Annotated in this window: 17 protein-coding genes and 3 pseudogenes; 12 read left to right on the top strand and 8 right to left on the bottom strand. The window is 53.8% G+C overall.

Translation table 11 applies throughout. The annotated features are described in order from the left end of the window. Positions 1-16 precede the first annotated feature (16 nt). Positions 17-376, bottom strand: a pseudogene (locus AC1DIG_RS01785) (site-specific integrase); the annotation flags it as partial. Positions 377-843: 467 nt separating this feature from the next. On the opposite strand from AC1DIG_RS01785, the gene AC1DIG_RS01780 reads away from it, so the two are divergent. The 3 genes from AC1DIG_RS01780 (at position 844) to AC1DIG_RS01770 (ending at position 2521) form a co-directional block, all read left to right on the top strand. Continuing rightward, the gene (locus AC1DIG_RS01780; protein ID WP_477765872.1) at positions 844-1161 is read left to right on the top strand and encodes a hypothetical protein; all 318 of its coding nucleotides are present in this window, start codon (positions 844-846) and stop codon (positions 1159-1161) included. Positions 1162-1261: 100 nt separating this feature from the next. Continuing rightward, positions 1262-1483, top strand: a complete 222-nt coding sequence (locus tag AC1DIG_RS01775) for a hypothetical protein (protein ID WP_427527167.1) — start codon at positions 1262-1264, stop codon at positions 1481-1483. 498 nt (positions 1484-1981) lie between these two features. Next, positions 1982-2521 carry an arsenate reductase/protein-tyrosine-phosphatase family protein gene (locus AC1DIG_RS01770; RefSeq protein WP_477765871.1) on the top strand — a complete coding sequence of 180 codons (540 nt, stop codon included), beginning with the start codon at positions 1982-1984 and terminating at the stop codon, positions 2519-2521. A gap of 456 nt (positions 2522-2977) precedes the next feature. On the opposite strand, the gene AC1DIG_RS01765 is transcribed toward AC1DIG_RS01770, so the two are convergent. Beyond that, positions 2978-3709, bottom strand: a complete 732-nt coding sequence (locus tag AC1DIG_RS01765) for a fimbrial protein (RefSeq protein WP_477766071.1) — start codon at positions 3707-3709, stop codon at positions 2978-2980. A gap of 518 nt (positions 3710-4227) precedes the next feature. Between AC1DIG_RS01765 and AC1DIG_RS01760 the strand changes: the two genes are divergently transcribed. Further along, positions 4228-4479, top strand: coding sequence for a hypothetical protein (locus AC1DIG_RS01760; RefSeq protein WP_477765870.1), 252 nt, complete (start codon positions 4228-4230; stop codon positions 4477-4479). 65 nt (positions 4480-4544) lie between these two features. Here the strand turns inward: AC1DIG_RS01760 and AC1DIG_RS01755 are convergent, their stop codons facing one another. Further along, positions 4545-5072, bottom strand: coding sequence for a GNAT family N-acetyltransferase (locus AC1DIG_RS01755; RefSeq protein WP_477765869.1), 528 nt, complete (start codon positions 5070-5072; stop codon positions 4545-4547). 486 nt (positions 5073-5558) lie between these two features. Between AC1DIG_RS01755 and AC1DIG_RS01750 the strand changes: the two genes are divergently transcribed. Further along, on the top strand, positions 5559-6050 hold the full coding sequence (locus AC1DIG_RS01750; protein WP_477765868.1) for a pyridoxamine 5'-phosphate oxidase family protein: 492 nt from the start codon (positions 5559-5561) through the stop codon (positions 6048-6050). A gap of 299 nt (positions 6051-6349) precedes the next feature. Here AC1DIG_RS01750 and AC1DIG_RS01745 read toward each other — a convergent pair whose 3' ends face one another. Then, a complete protein-coding gene (locus tag AC1DIG_RS01745; protein WP_477765867.1) occupies positions 6350-6631 on the bottom strand; it encodes a DUF3761 domain-containing protein in 282 nt (93 codons plus the stop codon). A gap of 648 nt (positions 6632-7279) precedes the next feature. On the opposite strand from AC1DIG_RS01745, the gene AC1DIG_RS01740 reads away from it, so the two are divergent. The 3 genes from AC1DIG_RS01740 to AC1DIG_RS01730 all read left to right on the top strand — a co-directional run bounded on the left by AC1DIG_RS01740 (position 7280) and on the right by AC1DIG_RS01730 (position 9794). After that, positions 7280-7915 (top strand): lytic polysaccharide monooxygenase auxiliary activity family 9 protein, encoded by a 636-nt coding sequence (locus AC1DIG_RS01740; RefSeq protein ID WP_477765866.1) that lies wholly within the window; start codon positions 7280-7282, stop codon positions 7913-7915. 47 nt (positions 7916-7962) lie between these two features. Beyond that, the gene (locus AC1DIG_RS01735; protein WP_477765865.1) at positions 7963-9429 is read left to right on the top strand and encodes a carbohydrate-binding protein; all 1467 of its coding nucleotides are present in this window, start codon (positions 7963-7965) and stop codon (positions 9427-9429) included. A gap of 149 nt (positions 9430-9578) precedes the next feature. Continuing rightward, a complete protein-coding gene (locus tag AC1DIG_RS01730; RefSeq protein ID WP_477766070.1) occupies positions 9579-9794 on the top strand; it encodes a hypothetical protein in 216 nt (71 codons plus the stop codon). Positions 9795-9868: 74 nt separating this feature from the next. Here AC1DIG_RS01730 and AC1DIG_RS01725 read toward each other — a convergent pair whose 3' ends face one another. Further along, entirely contained in the window at positions 9869-11299 is a 1431-nt protein-coding gene (locus AC1DIG_RS01725) for a GGDEF domain-containing protein (RefSeq protein WP_477765864.1), read from the bottom strand. A gap of 622 nt (positions 11300-11921) precedes the next feature. Here AC1DIG_RS01725 and lpxO point away from each other — a divergent pair. Then, positions 11922-12821 carry a lipid A hydroxylase LpxO gene (gene lpxO, locus AC1DIG_RS01720; RefSeq protein ID WP_477765863.1) on the top strand — a complete coding sequence of 300 codons (900 nt, stop codon included), beginning with the start codon at positions 11922-11924 and terminating at the stop codon, positions 12819-12821. A 170-nt stretch (positions 12822-12991) separates the two neighbouring features. Beyond that, positions 12992-13369, top strand: a complete 378-nt coding sequence (locus AC1DIG_RS01715) for a hypothetical protein (protein ID WP_477765862.1) — start codon at positions 12992-12994, stop codon at positions 13367-13369. A gap of 35 nt (positions 13370-13404) precedes the next feature. On the opposite strand, the pseudogene AC1DIG_RS01710 reads toward AC1DIG_RS01715, so the two are convergent. Beyond that, a pseudogene (locus tag AC1DIG_RS01710) lies at positions 13405-13848 on the bottom strand (GNAT family N-acetyltransferase); the annotation flags it as partial. Between the two features lie 92 nt (positions 13849-13940). Here AC1DIG_RS01710 and AC1DIG_RS01705 point away from each other — a divergent pair. After that, the gene (locus AC1DIG_RS01705) at positions 13941-15527 is read left to right on the top strand and encodes a RimK family protein (protein WP_477765861.1); all 1587 of its coding nucleotides are present in this window, start codon (positions 13941-13943) and stop codon (positions 15525-15527) included. Positions 15528-15585: 58 nt separating this feature from the next. Here the strand turns inward: AC1DIG_RS01705 and AC1DIG_RS01700 are convergent, their stop codons facing one another. Next, positions 15586-15921: a DUF2834 domain-containing protein gene (locus AC1DIG_RS01700; RefSeq protein WP_477765860.1), complete on the bottom strand. Its 336-nt coding sequence runs from the start codon at positions 15919-15921 to the stop codon at positions 15586-15588. Between the two features lie 246 nt (positions 15922-16167). Between AC1DIG_RS01700 and ilvA the strand changes: the two are divergent. Continuing rightward, a pseudogene (gene ilvA / locus AC1DIG_RS01695) lies at positions 16168-17175 on the top strand (threonine ammonia-lyase, biosynthetic); the annotation flags it as partial. Between the two features lie 94 nt (positions 17176-17269). Here ilvA and eco read toward each other — a convergent pair. Continuing rightward, positions 17270-17749 (bottom strand): serine protease inhibitor ecotin, encoded by a 480-nt coding sequence (eco, locus tag AC1DIG_RS01690; RefSeq protein WP_477765859.1) that lies wholly within the window; start codon positions 17747-17749, stop codon positions 17270-17272. Positions 17750-17777 lie beyond the last annotated feature (28 nt).

Here is a 17777-nt window from a genome sequence, read left to right as displayed (position 1 = left end):
TTTACCTTTCAATAGCTTAGGTTGCGCTTATTTGAGCTGGGACCAATTTGGGACCAATTTGGAGTTTTTTCAGTTCACTCCAATCTGAGCTTGAGTTGATCCATCGCGCATAAGTAGACAGCAACATCTGCACGCTATGGCCGAGTTGCTGGGAAATGAAGGCGGGGTTCATGCCAGACATAATGCATATTGTCGCATAGGTGTGACGACAGTTGTATGGCGGTCTGTGTCGCATTCCCAGGGCTTTCAGGATCGGATTCCACTGCTTGTGCAGGTCAGACGTCTGCCTCACATACTCGCTGTTCTTTGATGGCGGAAAGATGAAAGGGGTTTCCAGGATCTTTCCTGCCCCTTTTTTCCGACGTTCTGCATATTTTAGGATGGTCGAAAGCTTGACCAAGGCATTGCGCTTTACCGCCGGCGACGACCATTTGATGCCGGCCATCGTGCAGCCCTGGTACTTTTGAATGCGTGCATTGAGCCGGACCAATAGAGGCCGGTCGTCGAGTGCGTGAGGCATGAGTATTCCTCGCCCGTCGTTCACCGGCAGGCAGGTAGGTAGGTGGGTTATGGGTAACTGATGAAGGGGGTAAGGAAAGTTCGGCAGGTGAGCTAGCCTTTAATCGTTCGCCTCACCAACTGCAAACCAATCAGCCCCCTTCCTGACGCAGCTGGCGGGGCGAGCCTCACCGTGGCTGGGCGTCGACCATCACTGCCTTGGCCCTGATGTGCATATCGCGACATTTCAGGGGCTTGCGGGCCAACCGGATGCGGTGGCGAGATGTGAGTTTGTGGGCTATTGGTTGATGACCCGGCATGAGCCAGGAAGACGGGGAGCTACTAATGAAAACGCTGATAGTTGATCACTCTTGGACCAAAATCATCGAACGAGATGACTCCGCCAAGGTCGTGCTGGTGGCAAAGATTGAGCAGATCGAAGAAATCGAAACTGCCATTCGAGCGGTTGAAGGTGAAGAGGCAGCCCGCAATGCTCTAAATGATGGCTTGATAAAGCATGCATTAGCGCGCTGCCTGGAGAACTTGCAGGGATCTTCATCCGTAACAGAGCAGGACTTCTGGATCTGTTACGAGTTTGCGACAACCGCTGCGAAGAATGCTGAGCGAATCATTGACGAAGAGCTTTCGCACGTAGGCTCGTAATAGTAGGCGCCGCCTTCCGTGACGGAAGGCTGTGGCGTGATTCGGGGTTGTGGGCTATTTGTTGAGGATTCGGCATGCCGCCGAATCAAGGAGGCCGCTGATGAAAAGCAAGCCTACGATCAAGGAAATTGCTGACGCCACAGGACTGACAGAGAACGAAGTGGGAGCCTACTTTGCCGACTCGGAGTTAAGGCCGGATGGCACGTGGCTGATCTACTTTGACCCCCGTATTTTTGATGACCCTCTCATTTCGGAGCGCCTGCGCGATGACCTGAAAGGCTTCTTTACTTACGTGATGCCATTTAAGTCTGCTTCGAAATAGGCGAGGGTGGGTCAGACTGAAGCTTGAGCTGATCAGTCAGCAGAACCGGAAGATTTCGTAGCGTCAGCGTGCCGCTGGTTTCGTCGTACTCGACCTTCGAGCCTGCGAGCTTCTGCCGCGACCAATTCTTCTTCACCCTGAGATTCGTGTAGCTGATCCACCAAGCCAAAAACGATGGCTGTGAGCGACTGAATATCTGAGTTATGTGAGTTCACAACTCTCTTTATTTCTCGCAGTTCTGGTATTCCATCTTTGACCTCCCAGGTCCTATCCGCGCCGTACATATTGCCGACTTTTTAGGACGCGTTGGCAGCGAATGCATGGGGCGGAGCGCAATGCGTCACCAAATTCCTTTCGTGCGACATGGCTGTTGTTCAGGTTTGTGCGCAGTGCTAGGTTGCCTCCGCAAACAAGATTTGCATCGACAACTTGCTTAAGTGACTACGTTGCATGTAGCGGTTTTCGACTCCATAAAATCAATAATATAAGGGGTAACAAATGCTCAAGAAACTTCGCCTTGCAGCCATGACTGGCGTACTGTGTGTGATTGGTCTGTCTGGCCACGCACTAGCCGAGGAGCCTAAAAAGCTTGCCTTCGTAGACACCGGAAATACTGGCCGAAGTGTGATGGCAGAAGCGATCGCCAACGCAGCTATCAGCAAAGACAATGCAAATATTGCGGTAATCTCGCGCGCAGTCGACGGGGACCCTTATGACGCCAAGCCGGAAGTCCACGCAGCCAGCTTGATGCTGGAACGCGGCATTGATGTCACTGCACATCGATCGGCGCAGCTAACCGCGAACGACATCAAACACTCCGACGCATTGCTGACGATGACCGAAAAACACAAGAACAAACTGATCGAGCAGTTCCCCGAAGCAAAAGACAAGACTTTCACCTTGGCCGAATATACGACGGGTAAGAATGTCGATGTGCCGGATGCCTGGGGCAAGCCGATGGAGGCTTATGTCGAGGTGGTGAAGCAGTTGGACACCTTCATTCCGGCTGCGCTGAAAAAGATCGTCGTTTCCAAATAAGTTACAAGCTTGCTCAGCACATTTACACGGGGTCCTGCCTGACGATCCTCACAAGCGCTTAGCTGTACTTAAAAATCAGCGCTCAAGTTCTGTGCAGCGGTCATAAAAAATCTGGAGTCCTTATCAGACTCCGGATTTTCCGGTTGCTCATGGATTAGTTAACACTCCTTAAGTGAACAGCATTGCAGTCTAGTGCTGGGCTTTGTCGTTTCTGATGCTCAGTCAGGCCTTATCCGCGCGGAAATTGGCGCAATCCCAGTCCTTGGGCTGGCAGGCAAAGGACCGGGGAATCCGTTGCATGGGGGGCAGGAGGCTGTTATCCGAGGGCGGTAGGGCGTTACTGGGGGGCGTACAGGCGGTGACATCATCTCTTGCATGATGCTTTCGTGCATCGAACGGTGAATCCCACAACCCCAAGCGGGCATTAAGCAATGGCTGCTATCGGCCCTTAGTTCGTTACAGGTAATTCACGATAAACGTCACTCCGGTGTTCGCGGTGCCGGCTTCCAGTTTGCCCTCGGCCAGGCGGTAGTAAGCAGCGGACAGCGGTATATTGAAGCTTGTGTCTGTGGTGTTGAACCCGTTGAACGGGTAGGTAGTGTCCAGCGCGATGGGTTTCCCTGCCTCATTCATCAACTGTAGACCGATGCCTTTGGCCGTCGAACTGGAGTTCAGCGCCACGATACCCTTTTGCGCGTCGATGACCTGGGAGGTGGCTTTGAGTGAGTAGGTAACCTTCTTGATGCCGCTCTGGCACTGGTTGAGGCCAATGTTGAACTTGATTATCCGAGGTGTATCACCGGCCTTGTTGAATTCCTCCAGGCGATAGTCGTCCCCCATTTGAACCGACACTGCCGGGGTCTGGCAGGAAGCCGTGTTTAAGGTGATGGGATTTGCGAGGTATAGTTTTAAATATTCAAAATTATCCCACTTTATGCTTCCGAGTAATCCAGCAGGTACTAATTTCTGAGTCGATAGTGCTGCAGATTTGTATATTGTTATGTGGTATGTGTCGGGCAGGGTGTGGTCTTTGTGATATACGCTTACGTATCGTGAGCGCTCCTCATAAAATGTTGCGCCGTTACTTTGTTGTCTTTTGATGTTGAATGATAGGCCTGTGTTCCTCAAGACGAAACTATAATCGTTTGAGCCCCAGCTAACGAGATCGCTGTTGATATGGAACCCCATGTTGATTCCGTCTGTTCCACAAGTGATTTTAGTGGGGTATGTGTTGACAGTATCATTATAAATTATCGTGCCGATAGGTGCGTCAGCTGCGATTGATAGAGCTTTTTCAGTCAGATTTACTCCAAAGCTTCTTGTTTGGGTTTGCCTGTCGGCAGTACAGGCAGCAGTTGCGATGGTGCTTTGTAAATAAAAAATAATGGCTAGTAAAGATAAATAAATGTGTGTGTGCGTTGGCTTCTGTTGGCTGGGATTTATTGAGAAGTTCAAGTGGATAACCATGTGGCTAAATGAAAGCAGACCACGTTAATGAACGCTTAGAGCTGCGAACATAAGACATTCCTGAATTTTGCTGTCACCGCTGTTGCGGCGCTTGATCAAATGGTTGAAGGGGCGCATTTGGCCGATTTCTGACGTTCGAAGTCGACAATCTGCCTGGAGGACGTACTGCCATCCGCACGAAGCATTTCCTGCCTCCTCGTTGGTGATAAAGACTCGCCAAATCTCAACGAGGGAACGACATGAAACTGTTCATAGGGGCGTTGGCCTTGGCGCTGCTTTCCGGCTGTACTGATAGCGGCCCGATAAAGGTCGGACCGGACACCTACACGATTTCTACACGTGTTCCCTTCGGCGGCCCGGCTTCCGCGAAAGGGCAGGCGTTGAAAGAAGCCAACACTTATTGCGCATCCTTGGGGCGGGAAATCCTTCTCGACCATATGCAGGCGAGCGAATGCGCGCTACACGGTGGTTGTGGTGAAGCGGAGATTTAGTTCTTTTGCCTAGCCTCAAATGATCCGCAGCTAAAGCGCCAAAAATACAGTGCCGATTGTAGTGGTCAACTACAATTCGGCCTTTCCATCTTGTAGAGCAGGTACTCTTGAGTGCGATCGGCGAGCTGTTTAGTGGCGCGATGGGAGAGGCGTCCGCCGATTTTTTCCATGGCTCGCTGAGATCGAAAGTTCTGACTATCAACGTGAAACCAAACGGTATCCACCGTTTGAAATGCATGGGTCAGCATTAAATTTTTCAACTCTTTATTGGTTTCGCCTCCCCATTTATTGCGAGCCAGGAAGGTGTATCCGATAGCGACTTCTCGTTTTTCTTCATCGAACTCGTAGTAGCGAGAGGAGCCAATCACCTGGTTGTTGCTGCGCTCGATAACGATAAGCGCGCACTGTGAAGCAAGTGCCTCGTTAAACCACTCGCGAAAAACGGGTTCTTGATAGCGCATGGGGCTTGGATGCTGAACCCAAATCAGGGGATCGGATGCGACGCTGTACAGCGATTCGAAGTCATCAGCTTCTAGTGGGCGCAGCTCTAGCGACTCACCAATAATTGACGGGAGGACAGGTAGCAGTTGCATCATTTTTCCCTTTGCGCTGGATACTTGGTTTGCCCGTTCACTGTCACGTTGGTGCACTCATTGGCTTGATTACCTTAACAGGCATTTATGCAATTTCAACTCATCGTCGGCCGCAGTTGTCACTACTGGCACTTCACTGTTCCAAGCTCAAGATGACAGCGTGATCCGGCCGCACCCATCGAAAGGCCGTGAATATGCGGTCGCTTGCCCTGTTTCGCCTGAGTGAGCAGAAGCTGCTCAATGTAATGCTGGATGGCCAAAGGACGACGTATAGGGGGGTATTCACAATAGTTGGTAAAGCCGTTCCCGCTAGCTTTTGATTGAACGTCAGAACACACTTGTTTTCCAGAACCTGAACGGCTGCCTTAGCCGTTTGCCAGCGTCGACAATCAGCTCAAAGTCAGCGATAAACATTTATCCGCGCAATGCCTTAAAACGTTGCATCGCTTTATTGAGCAATCTATGCCTCCCTATGGAAGCGAACTTATGCAGACCGACAAGACTGAATCACTTCTTCACATAGCCCGCAGCATCGTTGCCAAAGTACCGTATTGCATGGCAATTACCGTTACCGAAGCGGGCCATGCGAATGCTCGTATCGTTGAACCCTATTCATTGAGCGAACACTGGTCGGTGCGTTTCCTGACGGGGCGGCAGTGCCGCAAGGTACAGGAAATGCAACACGCTGGGCGGATGACCCTGTCTTACCAATGTGATGAAGATCATGCGTACGTGACACTGCTTGGACAAGCAAAAGTGCTGGATCACGATCCGGCACTCAAGAGCACGCTGTGGCGGAAGAATTCAGACTTGTGGTTCCCAGACGGACCATTTGACCCGGACGTGGTGGTGATCGAATTGCTGGTCGAGCAGATTGAATTGTGGTGTCTAAAACTCGGCGTGGCCCCACCTCCGCTCGGCTTGCAAGCTGCAATCCTGAAACGCGACGGCGCCAAATGGATTACGCTGGTGGGCTGAACACAGAGACCGTACTCAATGGGCGAAGCATCGAGCTGACCCATCTCGAGAAGAGCGTGCTGACGTGCCAGATCGACGGCGTTCAGTCGTGTACTGCGCGTTGTTCGAACGCCGCCAGTTGCATCGAGTTGGAACGGTTGGATACAGACATGTTCGTCAAAGTCGCCCTGATAATTTTGTTTGTATTCGCTGTTTTCTTCGCCGTGCTGTCCTGGGTGCAACACCTACGACGTAAGCCATTGAATGTTCCGGGGCCTTGACTCAGCAGCCATCGGGCCCACCGGTTGACCTTTTCGTATCTACAACCAAGCCATCACGCCACCATGCCGCGAGCACGTGCCGCGTCGGTGCTGGCTAAAACTGTAGGAATTGTCGCGACACTTGGCGGTAGCGCCCTCTGGGGCACGATTTGATTTCGTATGGGCGGGGCTGTGTACGGTATTTCCATCGCTATTTATGTACGAGCCATGCTCGATCAGTTGCGATTCGTCAGGGGTTACTGCTTGAGGATCAGTACCGGGCTTTGCGAAAGCGGGCTGGAAGATCAAGCAGGCAGTAAGAGCTAGCCAGGCGAGTTTCATTTGGTGACCAATCCTTGGTGTGCGTAGGAAGAGTCTAGCCTAGTACTGGGCTTTTTCGTTTCCAGCTACCCACCGCTAAAGTCGCGCCAAATCTCTATGAGGGAACGACATGAAATTGTTCGTAGGAGCTTTGGCTGTGGCGATGCTGGCAGGGGCGCCTCGTCTGCTATTTCAGTGCGATCCATGTCAATAATTGCAAGATTTTCGTTGTTTAACTGATTTGAGACAAAACCTTCATGGCAATGCGCACCGCTCACTTACAGTGATTCGAAAGTCTTGCGATAGCACTTCATTTGTCGCGTCTGGAACTTCCTCAGGTATTTGTATATTTCGAATGGTTTTAGGCGACTACCAGATTTGGTAGTGGCAGATTATGGCAGGATGTACTACACATCAGCCTCTCTGGAGCTGGATGGTCCGAAAGGCTCAAGCGCCAGTTGAAGTTCATGGGGGGTTAATGTTTAAAAATGTTTTGGTAGAAGTGTTTGTTAGTCACGGCCGCGGGCGGAGTGTCATTTTTCGGTTGTTTTGGGTGGAGGAGGTGATGTGCTGGGTGTTTGTATTTGTTTTTTATAGTGGAAAATCTAAAACGTTGCGCTAGCCTAAGAACTCTCCTCAAGAGGGAGTTCAATCAAAGGAGTGAATGCGATGAACAAACCAGAAGCCAGGCCACAGCTGAAACATGGTCGTGTGATTTCTCCTCCCAGTCGTTCTGCTATTGCTACAGAGGAAGGGCTTATCCTTGACTGGCAAGCTAATGAAATGGAAGGCGGAAAGAACTTTCCATCATTGACGGCTGGTCCATTCCCCAGGCCTTATGAGACTGATCACGGCAGCGATACGCCGCCGGCTGATGGTTATATCCTCAGTGGTGGCAGGACCGATGCTCGTGAGTGCGTTAACTTCACCAATGAAGAAGTGAGCCAGAAGTTAAATCGCCCATTTGCCTGGCCACTGTTGGATGTCGTTCCAGGCCAGACGTTTCATGTCAAATGGGTATACGCCATGCCTCACGTGACTCGGGGTTACCGCTGGTTTATTACCAAGGACGGCTGGGATCCGAAGAAGCGTATTAGTCGTGCTCAGCTTGAGCCAGAACCCTTCTATGATGATTTTTATGCTCAAGTGCCGTTCTACGAGCATGCCGCCGAATTGAAAGCAAAGATTGAGCATGAAGTAAAGTTGCCGAAGGGCAAGCAAGGACATCATGTCATTGTCCTTCTTTGGGTTGTTGCCGATACCGGTAATGCGTTTTATCAGGCGTTTGACGTGAACTTTAAATAACGCTGGGCCATGTAGGGCTCCTTGTACAGTTCTGAAGGAATAGAACAATGTCTAAAATTAATTTTGCATTGCTGAAGTCTAAAGTAAGTGATTCTGCATCGTTGATGCCTGGTATTGCCAATAAAAAAATCCTGATGGGTTTCTGGCACAACTGGCCGGCTGGCCACAGTGACGGCTATCAAGGTGGACAGTTCGCGAATATAGATCTGGTGGATGTGCCCAATGACTACAACGTTGTTGCTGTGGCGTTCATGAAAGGCCAGGGCATTCCTACCTTCAAACCCTATAACCTCTCCGACGACGAGTTTCGTCGTCAGGTGGGTGTGCTGAACAGCCAAGGAAGGGCGGTGTTGATCTCGTTGGGCGGCGCCGACGCTCATATCGAGTTGCACAAAGGGGACGAGCAGCCATTGGCGAATGAAATCGTTCGTTTGGTTGAGGTTTACGGTTTCGATGGGCTGGATATCGACCTCGAGCAAAGCGCCATTGATTTTGCTGACAACAAGACGGTGTTGCCTGCAGCCTTGAAGCTGGTGAAGGATCACTACAAGGGCGAAGGGAAACATTTCATCATCAGCATGGCGCCGGAGTTTCCCTACCTCAGGGTTGGCGGCAAGTACGCTGGCTACATTCAGGCGCTCGAGGGGTACTACGACTTCATCGCGCCTCAATATTACAACCAGGGTGGCGATGGGATCTGGGTTCAGGAAGCCAATAGCGGTCAGGGTGCCTGGATTGCGCAGAACAATGACGAGATGAAAGAGGACTTCCTCTTCTATCTGACCGAAAGCCTGGTAACCGGCACTCGGGACTACATCGCCATTCCTGCGGATAAATTTGTCATCGGCTTGCCGGCCAACGTTGACGCCGCGGCCACGGGGTACGTGATTGATCCTGCTGCGGTGGTCAATGCGTTCAAGCGTCTCGATGCTGCCGGCCACTCCATCAAAGGACTGATGACCTGGTCGATCAACTGGGACGATGGTGTTAGCGCACACAATGTCCCCTACGATTGGGAGTTCTACAATCGCTACGCCCCGTTGATTCACGGTGAGGCAGGTAATGGTGACCGGCCAACGGCTCCGGTGAATCTGTCTTCCAGGGACGTTACCGAAACCAGCGTGGCCTTGAGTTGGGGGGCGTCAGCCGGTCCTCGTCCGATCGAGACATACACGCTGTACCGAAATGGAACTGCAATAGGCCATACGGCAGCTCTAACGCTGAAAGACTCAGGTCTGACGCCGAACACTCAGTACAGCTACTTTGTCACGGCAACAGACTCTTCCGGAAAAGAATCGCTTCCGAGCAAGAGCCTGAGCGTTAGAACCGCTGGAGACATCACCGAGCCAGAGTACCCTGAGTGGCAATTGAATCACCGGTACCACAAGGACGATGGCGTGACTTACGAAGGCAATAGGTACTTGTGCCAGCAAGAGCACACATCGAACTCAGGCTGGACACCACCAGTCGCCTTTACTCTTTGGTCGAAGGTCGCAATCCAGCGGCGCGCATAGAGCGGTATGTGGAGCCCGGCAGAAATGCCGGGCTTTTCTTTGCTGAAGTAGCGTGGCGGTTAGCGGTGGGCTATCAAAGCTAAATGACTGAAATTAAAAAGAAACATTTCTGTTGTAGGGTACAGGCCAGATTCATGAGGGCTAATGAAGTGAACCGATCAGCACGAAACCTGCGTAAAGCACTGGACGCGGCAGCTGCCAATAACGAGGCCGCAGCAGTTGATGTCATGCGGGCGATTGATCAGCTTGGCGACGAATTGCTGCGCCAGCGGTTGCTGGGTGTCGTCCATCGCCTGAATCAGGATGCAAGCGAGTTGCGGCTAGCCAGAGATAATGTCTCTGGTGCGCTGATGAAGTTGGCCTGACTCCGCTGAGGTGTTGCTGCACTCCTGGCTGGATGTGGTGCAGCGGAAAAGGTCAGGCGCAAGCTCGATGATGGTCAGGGCAGCGGTTGTAGACTGGTCTTGATGGCAGTGACCACACGATTACGGCCTTGGTGTTTAGCGTGATACAGGCGTTGATCGGCTACGTGCAGAATTGCCTCGATGGTGTCTCCGTCGCGGCCAGATTGCGATATGCCAATGCTCACTGTGACCACGGTCAACCGCTGAAAACCGCTATTAAAAGAAGTATTTGCAACGCTGGTTCGCAGACGCTCAGCGATTACATGCGCGGCCTCTAGTGAAGTATGAGGTAGCAGTATCATGAATTCTTCGCCTCCCACTCGGGCTACACCGTCATACGGCCGGATCGAATCGAGGCATTTCTGCACGAACTCTTTCAGGATGTCATCGCCAACCTGATGCCCGAAGCGGTCATTGATGGACTTGAAATTGTCCAGATCAAGTGCCAAAACGGAGAACGGCTCACCGCCGCGGTTGGTCCGGCCAATTTCGGCTTCGACCCGCTCTATGAATCGACGCCGATTGTCAGCGCCTGTCAGTGGATCGGTCGCCGCGAGGTGTCCGAGTTCCTGATTCGTGCGCTGGAGCTCCACCAGAGCGTTCTCGGTGTACTCCATAGCCTCGGCAAGACGCACCATCAGTTCCTCTTGGCTGTAAATTGTCGAGAAAGATCGCGTGGTGAGGAACGCTTGCACGACCCCATAGCTCAACAGGAAGAATCCAGCGGCGAAGATCGCATGGGCGAGCCACCACATGTGGTTCCAGGGACGTGCAAGGATGAATGCAACAGATGACAACGCGAACGCCGTGACCGAGATGACAAAAATCACCATCAGTTGCGAGCGGATACGGCGCAGCAGGAGCATTGCCACGTTCAATGTGGAAAAAACCAGGGCGCCACCTTCCAGCGAAAGGCGCACCGCAAGTTCGCCGGCGATTGCCGAGTTGGCGACGAACGCTACTACCAGGTCAACCAGCAGGAACAGTCCTATCCAGGTCAACCACCGGCGGGGCTGCATTCGTTGGTCCGCAGCATCAGGTGGGCGGTGGTAGGACAGCATTCCGACTAACAGCAGTATCGACATGACCAGTCGAGAGGCTGGTCCATAAAGCAGGAAGAGCCAGATATTGTGGTGTGCGAGCCCGGTGAACGCACCATGCAATGCATAGATCAGTACAAAACCAAGGAAACCAAGCGTCATCCATCGCAGCAGCGGCTCTCCCGATGACTGATAGCAGCGCCACGTCACGTAAGTCACAAACAAACCTTCCAGGGTGGCTGCCGTGATCGCAATGATATGGAACGCGTGGTTCTCGAATAGAACGGTGGGGTCCTGGAAGAAGTACAAGTAGCTGATCAGGTAGGCTGGAATAAACGCAAATCCTGCGAGCAGCAGGCAAGCATAAACCCTGATGATGAGACGGATGGCTTCAGGTGGCTCGCCGGTGGCGACGATATTGCTCATGGTTCCCTCCAATGTTGAGTCTACGTAGCAAACATCGGACCGGTATTGGCTCCGAAGCCGCTTACACGCTGCGTTGGATTTAGATTATAGAGCGCGAAATAAACCGGACTCCGGTCTCCCATGGCTTTGGCTCCTGTGGCGATTTATAGCCTAGTCGAGTAATGACAGAGCTGCAGAAGGAGTGGTCCGGATTTGGCATCGAATTCTTTTGTGAAGGTTGCAGCGCAGCAATAGGACATCTTGAGGCAGCAGGAAGGGCTTTCGTTCGGTCGGCAGGACGCCGGGGAGGGATTATGCGTGGCCGGTGCGGTTGAGTCTGCGCATGATTTGAGCCAGCAGGCATACGTCTATTGAAACGATCGTCGGCAGCTTTCCAGGGTGTCCCGTGTTCAGATCAGCCGAACAGGCGCGTTTCTGGCACAACGCCGGCACCGTTTTTCACAAATGTAAGTTAACCCTTGATTACAAAGTATGACTAAAATACGCCCCAGTGGCCTTGAGCTAGCTTTCTGCTCAGGCTCCCGTGCTTGACCGATTCATTTGATAGTTGGATCTCGGACGCTGCGTTCAAGTCAGGCTTGTGGCGCGCGGCATGTACTCTTCTGAACTGTGACGAATTCCCGTGAAACTCATCATTGTCTCCCTCTACGTTTTATCCATTGCGTATGTGCATCTACGTGGTCGCATCCGGCATAAACTGAGTCGTCAGCTGAGTGACCATTCGACGTTTCTGGCGCCGATCAACTGCTTTCTGTACCTGTTTTCGAAAATCCCCAACAAGCCTTACCTGAATCCGGCCGACTTCCCGGACCTGAGTCCCTTGCAGGCCAATTGGCAGGAAATCCGCGCCGAGGGCCAAAATCTGCTCAGGGCAGGGGAGATCAAGCGCTCGGATCAATATGACGATGTGGGCTTCAACTCGTTCTTCAAAACCGGCTGGAAGCGCTTCTATCTGAAGTGGTATGGCGACAGCCACCCGTCGGCCACCAAGCTCTGCCCGCGTACCACGGAACTGGTGCAAAGCATCGGCTCGATCAAGGCAGCGATGTTCGCCGAATTGCCACCAGGCTCGAAACTGGTCCGTCACCGCGACCCATATGCCGGTTCGTACCGCTATCACCTGGGTCTGGAAACGCCTAACGATGAGGGTTGCTACATCGACGTCGACGGCGAGCGCTATCACTGGCGTGATGGTGAGGCGGTGATGTTCGACGAGACTTACATTCACTACGCCGAGAACACCACCCAGCAGAACCGCATCATCCTGTTCTGCGACATCGAGCGCCCGCTGAAATACCGCTGGGCCACAGCGTTCAATCGCTGGTTCAGCCGCAACGTGATGTCCGCTGCTGGCGCGCCAAACGATGCGGGCGATAAAACCGGTGGCATAAACCGGTTTTTCGGCAAAATCTACAAGATCCGTTTGCGCGGCAAAGAACTGAAAAAGCGCAACCGGACGCGTTACTACCTGGAAAAATGGGCGATTTTCGGCGGTTTGCTGGCCATTATTGTATTGATCTGAGCACGATCCACGCGCCAGCAGCCTTTGCTGGCGCGGTGAGGTTTACCGGCCGGTCTGCAGCGCGGTCAATTGGTGTGATATCTGCGCGGGAATATTGTCTTCACAGGGGCGAATCCTGCGCGTAGCGTGTTATCGAAGACCCTATCTGCATGTCCTGGAGGAACTCCACCATGAACAGGTTTGTGCTCGGTACCAGCGCGTTGGCGTTGAGTGGCTTGCTTGGCACTCTGACCCAGGCCGGCGCAGACATTGGCATGCTGGCTGCGACGGTGGAGCATCCCGAACTGCTTGCCCAGAATCTCCCCGACAACTCCGATAATCCCTACAACAACCCGATTCGCCGAGTAAATCCCAACAGCATGCAGGGCACCCAGCCCAGTGCACCGGTCATTCGCGGGCCGAACACCGTGCCGGTTCCCCGCCCACCAACCCTTGAAAACGGCGGGATCGGCAATGGCTACCCGCGCAGCGGCACTGCGCCGGGTGCAGTCAAACCGTATGTCCCGCCCAAGCCAGCCCCCCGAGATCCGGACACCAGCAGTTATTGAGCGGTATTGAGCGTATTGCAGGCGCTGGCTGAGCGGATCCGTTTTTCCAGCCGCAAGGCGTCGGCATGATCCTCGTAGTAGTCGTGAATCAACGCGAAACGCCGGTAGCCGTTACGCTCGTACAGCGCAATCGCCGTCGGGTTGTCAGTACGCACTTCCAGCCGCAGACAGCCACAATTGTGCTCCAGCGCGCAGGCTTCGATTCGCTCCAGCAACTGCTTGCCCAGACCAGTACCTCGGGCCTGAACCGCGATGGCAATCGAGTACAGCCGCGCCCGCGAGGTACCGCGGCGAAACAGCACCAGGGCGTAGCCGAGCAATTGATCCACACGCTCGGCGACGATCAACTGCCCGTGAGCACGCTTGATCATCCACCGAAAGTTACGGCTGTTGAGCCGGTCGCTGGTGAAACAGTGCTGTTCAAGTTCCAGGAGTGCCGCCAGGTCATCCAGTACTGCAAGGCGAAAGACAAGATTCATATGACCACCGTAAAAGTTGCGTAACGAAACGGGACTTTCGAAAAAGTTCGTGCTTAATAGGAAAGGTCTTGTTCTCCAACGGATCAATCACTATGTCAGCGCTACAAGGTCATTGGCGTGAAGTATCGGAGCAACGTTTACCGACAGCAATAACCAAGGCAACTTATTTATCGGAGGCTGCCAGAGCATCCAGTCAGTTGATTATTATTGTCGAGCGCAAGGAAGACTGGGCATCTTACTTTCCCAGTGAAGACATCGTCAGTGCCCAGGAATATCTCGAGCAAACCCGCGGCAGCGAGCAGGGCAAGCGGGTACAGGTGATCAACCTGTGCCGCAGCTACAAGTACCTGGGACACGGTTACTACTGCTCATTGCTGGCCGAAGCCCGCGGGCACAAGGTGATTCCTTCGGTGCGAACCATCAGCGAACTCACTCGTAAGTCTCTTTATGGGTTGGCACTGGATGACCTGGATAAAGCCTTGGATAAGGCGCTCAATAACAATCTTTACAGCGATACTGAAGGCTTTACCCTGACACTCTATTTCGGCAAGACCAATATAGAGCCGTTGCAGGATTTAGCGCGTCAGTTGTTTGAAGTGTTTCCCTGTCCGATCTTGTTGGTAGAGTTTCGTCGGCGTAACGGCTGGCACATCGAAGGCGTAAAGTCTGGCGCGCTACATAAGTTGCGAGAAGATCAGGAAGATCACTTCGCCAACGCTTTGGACAACTTCAGTCGCAAGATCTGGCGCCAGCCGCGTTCACGCCGGCTGGCCCGTTATGACCTGGCAATCCTCCACGATCCGCAGGAAGCGCTGCCGCCATCCAATGCCAGGGCTTTGGAGAGTTTCGTCCGGGTGGGCAAGGGGCTGGGCATCGACGTCGAGTTGATCGAGCGCAAGGACTACGCGCGTATCGCTGAATACGACGGGTTGCTGATCCGCGAGACCACTAACGTCGATAACCATACCTACCGATTTGCGAAAAAGGCCGAAAGTGAAGGCTTGGTGGTGATGGACGACCCGGCATCAATTCTGCGTTGTACCAACAAGGTCTACCTGACTGACTTGCTCAACAGCCATCAACTGGGCATGCCGGCCACAGAAATTCTCTACAAGGAGCGACCGGAAGATTTTGAGCGGGTAGGCGAGCGACTGGGTTTTCCATTGGTACTGAAAATTCCTGACGGCTGCTTCTCGCGAGGAGTGATCAAGGTCGAAAGTCAGCAAGCCTTGCTCGAAGCCACCGCTGAGTTGTTCGAGCACTCGGTGTTGCTGCTGGCTCAGGAGTTCTTCTATACCGAGTATGACTGGCGTATTGGCGTGCTTAACCGCAAACCGATTTTCGCCTGCCAATACTTCATGTCCAAAGGCCATTGGCAGATTTACAACCACAAAGCCAAGGGCCAGGACATCAACGGCGAGTGCCGCACCCTGGCGGTTCATGAGGCGCCCAAGGCCGTGGTCGATCTTGCCGTGAAAACCGCCAACCTCATCGGCGACGGCCTGTACGGCGTCGACCTCAAGCAGTCCGGCGACAAAGTGGTGGTGATCGAGGTCAACGATAACCCGAACATTGATGCCGGTATCGAAGACGCCTATTTGCAGGACGATCTGTATTCGCTGGTACTCGAGGAGTTCGTGCGCAGACTCGAACTCAAGCGTCGTGGGCAGGCCTGGTGAGCTATTGCGTACGCCGATATTGTCCTTAACGAATATGGCGCTGTTAGCAATCTCCTGCTCACGCTCGATGCCCGGAAACAGCACTGATTCTGTTGCTGCGAAGCCCCCGCACTACCAAATACAGCAGCGGCCCAACGGAAACGAATACTGCGGTAATCAGCAGGTATGGCAGCACTGACAACGCTGACTGACCACGGCTCCGGGCATCCTTATACATCCAGATGCCTGCCAGGGTGGCTAGCAGATAAAGGTCGATCACCACTTGGGCAGTATCGGGGCGGGACATCAGGCTGATGCCGAATGCGATGAGTGATTGCTCGGCCTGGAGCATCACCGAAACGGTATAGCCAGCAAAGGCGAGAAGGGCGATCAACGGGAGTGCGACAGACTTCATGCTTTCCTTCCTTGGGACGATGAACGGTTTTCGAAGACTATCGCATTCGACAGAAAACTGGCCATTGACTTGTCTTTCGCGCGCCGCTAATTTCGAGCCATGACTTCCACCGTATCGCTCCGCCAGCCAAGCATTATTACCGCCATTCCTTATTTGGCGGGCTAGCTGACGACTGCACCCAACCCGCCCTAGAGGCGGGTTTTCATTTTCTGTCTCCGGGGCCGTGAACAAAGCCAGGAGACGTTGATGGACACCAACACCGACACGGTCACCGCCAAGCAGGCCCTGCTTGAGCACTACGTGAAAAAAATCCTCGCCGCGCCGGTTTATGAACTGGCAGTGCGCACGCCTCTGCAAGTGGCTCCAGCGCTGTCCGAGGTATTGGGTAACCAGATCCTGCTCAAGCGTGAAGACCTGCAGCCGACCTTTTCCTTCAAGATTCGCGGCGCCTACAACAAACTGGCCCAACTGAGCGACGAGCAAAAGGCTCGCGGTGTAATCACTGCCTCGGCCGGCAATCATGCCCAAGGCGTGGCACTGGCGGCGCGGGAGCTGGGGATCGAGGCGAGTATCGTCATGCCCACGTCAACACCGGAGCTGAAAGTGATCGGCGTGCGCAGTCGTGGCGCGAATGCGGTGTTGCATGGCGAGAGTTTTCCGTTCGCCCTGGAGTACGCATTGAACCTGGCCCGGCAAACCGGCCGGACCTTTGTTTCGCCCTTCGATGATCCAGACGTGATCGCCGGGCAGGGCACGGTGGCCATGGAAATCCTGCGTCAGCATCAAGGCCCATTGGACGCAATCTTCGTCCCGGTGGGTGGTGGCGGTTTGATCGCGGGCATTGCCGCCTACGTTAAATACCTGCGGCCAGACATCCGTATCGTCGGCGTCGAGTCGGAACACTCCGCGTGCCTGCAAGCGGCAATGCTCGCAGGAGAGCGAGTGGTGCTGCCAAGCGTAGGCACCTTCGCCGATGGTGTAGCCGTTGCGCAGATCGGTGAGTATGGCTTTGAAATCTGCCGCCATCATGTCGATGAAGTACTCACGGTCAGCAACGACGAACTGTGCGCGGCGATCAAGAACATCTACGACGATACCCGCTCGATCACCGAGCCTTCCGGCGCGCTGGCCGTGGCCGGAATCAAGAAGTACGTGGCGCAAACCGGTGTCCGGGGGCAGACCCTGGTGGCGATCGACTCAGGGGCCAATATCAATTTTGATAGCTTGCGGCATGTGGCCGAGCGCGCCGCATTGTGCGGCGCTCCGGTGTAAGTCGCTGAAAGGGATTCAGGCGAGCAGCGGACGCAGAAACGTCCGCTCGTAACTGAGGGGCGAGCGCTTGCCCGACTTATTCCTGACGGGCTTTCTCGACCTTGGCCGACGCCGACCAGATCCGGTAGCGCACTTCGACGTCCTTTGGCACGTAGACCACAATCGGCAGTTTGCTGTTGTAACGCAGCCGGAAACCCTCACCGACGACCGGCACGAAGTCCTGTTTGCTCTTACCGTCCGGGCAGGCCATCAGGGTGCTCATCGGGCCGATGACTTTCTCCAGTCGGTAGAACGGATAACCCCAGCCTTCGAGGTTTTTCTCCTCTAACGCGCCACCCAGACGCTGGTGGTTGCAATCTACGGTCAAGGTTTTGCCAGCGAGGATTTCGACCTGGTAGTTGTCTTCACGGGGTTGCGGCGCCAAGTGAATCACCTGGCGGGTAAAGCCGTTTTCAGCCTTGGGGTAGGGGGCAACGTCTTCGAGTTTCGCGGCGCTGGCCAGAGCGGACAGACCGGACAGTAGCACCGCCGACGCGGTGAGAATAGATGAGCGCATGATGCCTCCTTGCTCTTGGTTGAGTCAG

Source organism: Pseudomonas sp. 05N431, assembly GCF_056397005.1.
This window is presented reverse-complemented; position numbering and strand designations above follow the sequence as displayed.

Excerpts from the sequence above, each read along its gene's own strand:
- AC1DIG_RS01780 (WP_477765872.1), top strand. The coding sequence starts at position 844 with ATGAAAACGCTGATAGTTGATCACTCTTGGACCAAAATCATCGAACGA.
- AC1DIG_RS01775 (WP_427527167.1), top strand. The coding sequence starts at position 1,262 with ATGAAAAGCAAGCCTACGATCAAGGAAATTGCTGACGCCACAGGACTG.
- AC1DIG_RS01770 (WP_477765871.1), top strand. The coding sequence starts at position 1,982 with ATGCTCAAGAAACTTCGCCTTGCAGCCATGACTGGCGTACTGTGTGTG.
- AC1DIG_RS01765 (WP_477766071.1), bottom strand. The coding sequence starts at position 3,709 with ATGGGGTTCCATATCAACAGCGATCTCGTTAGCTGGGGCTCAAACGAT.
- AC1DIG_RS01760 (WP_477765870.1), top strand. The coding sequence starts at position 4,228 with ATGAAACTGTTCATAGGGGCGTTGGCCTTGGCGCTGCTTTCCGGCTGT.
- AC1DIG_RS01755 (WP_477765869.1), bottom strand. The coding sequence starts at position 5,072 with ATGCAACTGCTACCTGTCCTCCCGTCAATTATTGGTGAGTCGCTAGAG.
- AC1DIG_RS01750 (WP_477765868.1), top strand. The coding sequence starts at position 5,559 with ATGCAGACCGACAAGACTGAATCACTTCTTCACATAGCCCGCAGCATC.
- AC1DIG_RS01745 (WP_477765867.1), bottom strand. The coding sequence starts at position 6,631 with ATGAAACTCGCCTGGCTAGCTCTTACTGCCTGCTTGATCTTCCAGCCC.
- AC1DIG_RS01740 (WP_477765866.1), top strand. The coding sequence starts at position 7,280 with ATGAACAAACCAGAAGCCAGGCCACAGCTGAAACATGGTCGTGTGATT.
- AC1DIG_RS01735 (WP_477765865.1), top strand. The coding sequence starts at position 7,963 with ATGTCTAAAATTAATTTTGCATTGCTGAAGTCTAAAGTAAGTGATTCT.
- AC1DIG_RS01725 (WP_477765864.1), bottom strand. The coding sequence starts at position 11,299 with ATGAGCAATATCGTCGCCACCGGCGAGCCACCTGAAGCCATCCGTCTC.
- AC1DIG_RS01715 (WP_477765862.1), top strand. The coding sequence starts at position 12,992 with ATGAACAGGTTTGTGCTCGGTACCAGCGCGTTGGCGTTGAGTGGCTTG.
- AC1DIG_RS01705 (WP_477765861.1), top strand. The coding sequence starts at position 13,941 with ATGTCAGCGCTACAAGGTCATTGGCGTGAAGTATCGGAGCAACGTTTA.
- AC1DIG_RS01700 (WP_477765860.1), bottom strand. The coding sequence starts at position 15,921 with ATGAAGTCTGTCGCACTCCCGTTGATCGCCCTTCTCGCCTTTGCTGGC.
- eco (WP_477765859.1), bottom strand. The coding sequence starts at position 17,749 with ATGCGCTCATCTATTCTCACCGCGTCGGCGGTGCTACTGTCCGGTCTG.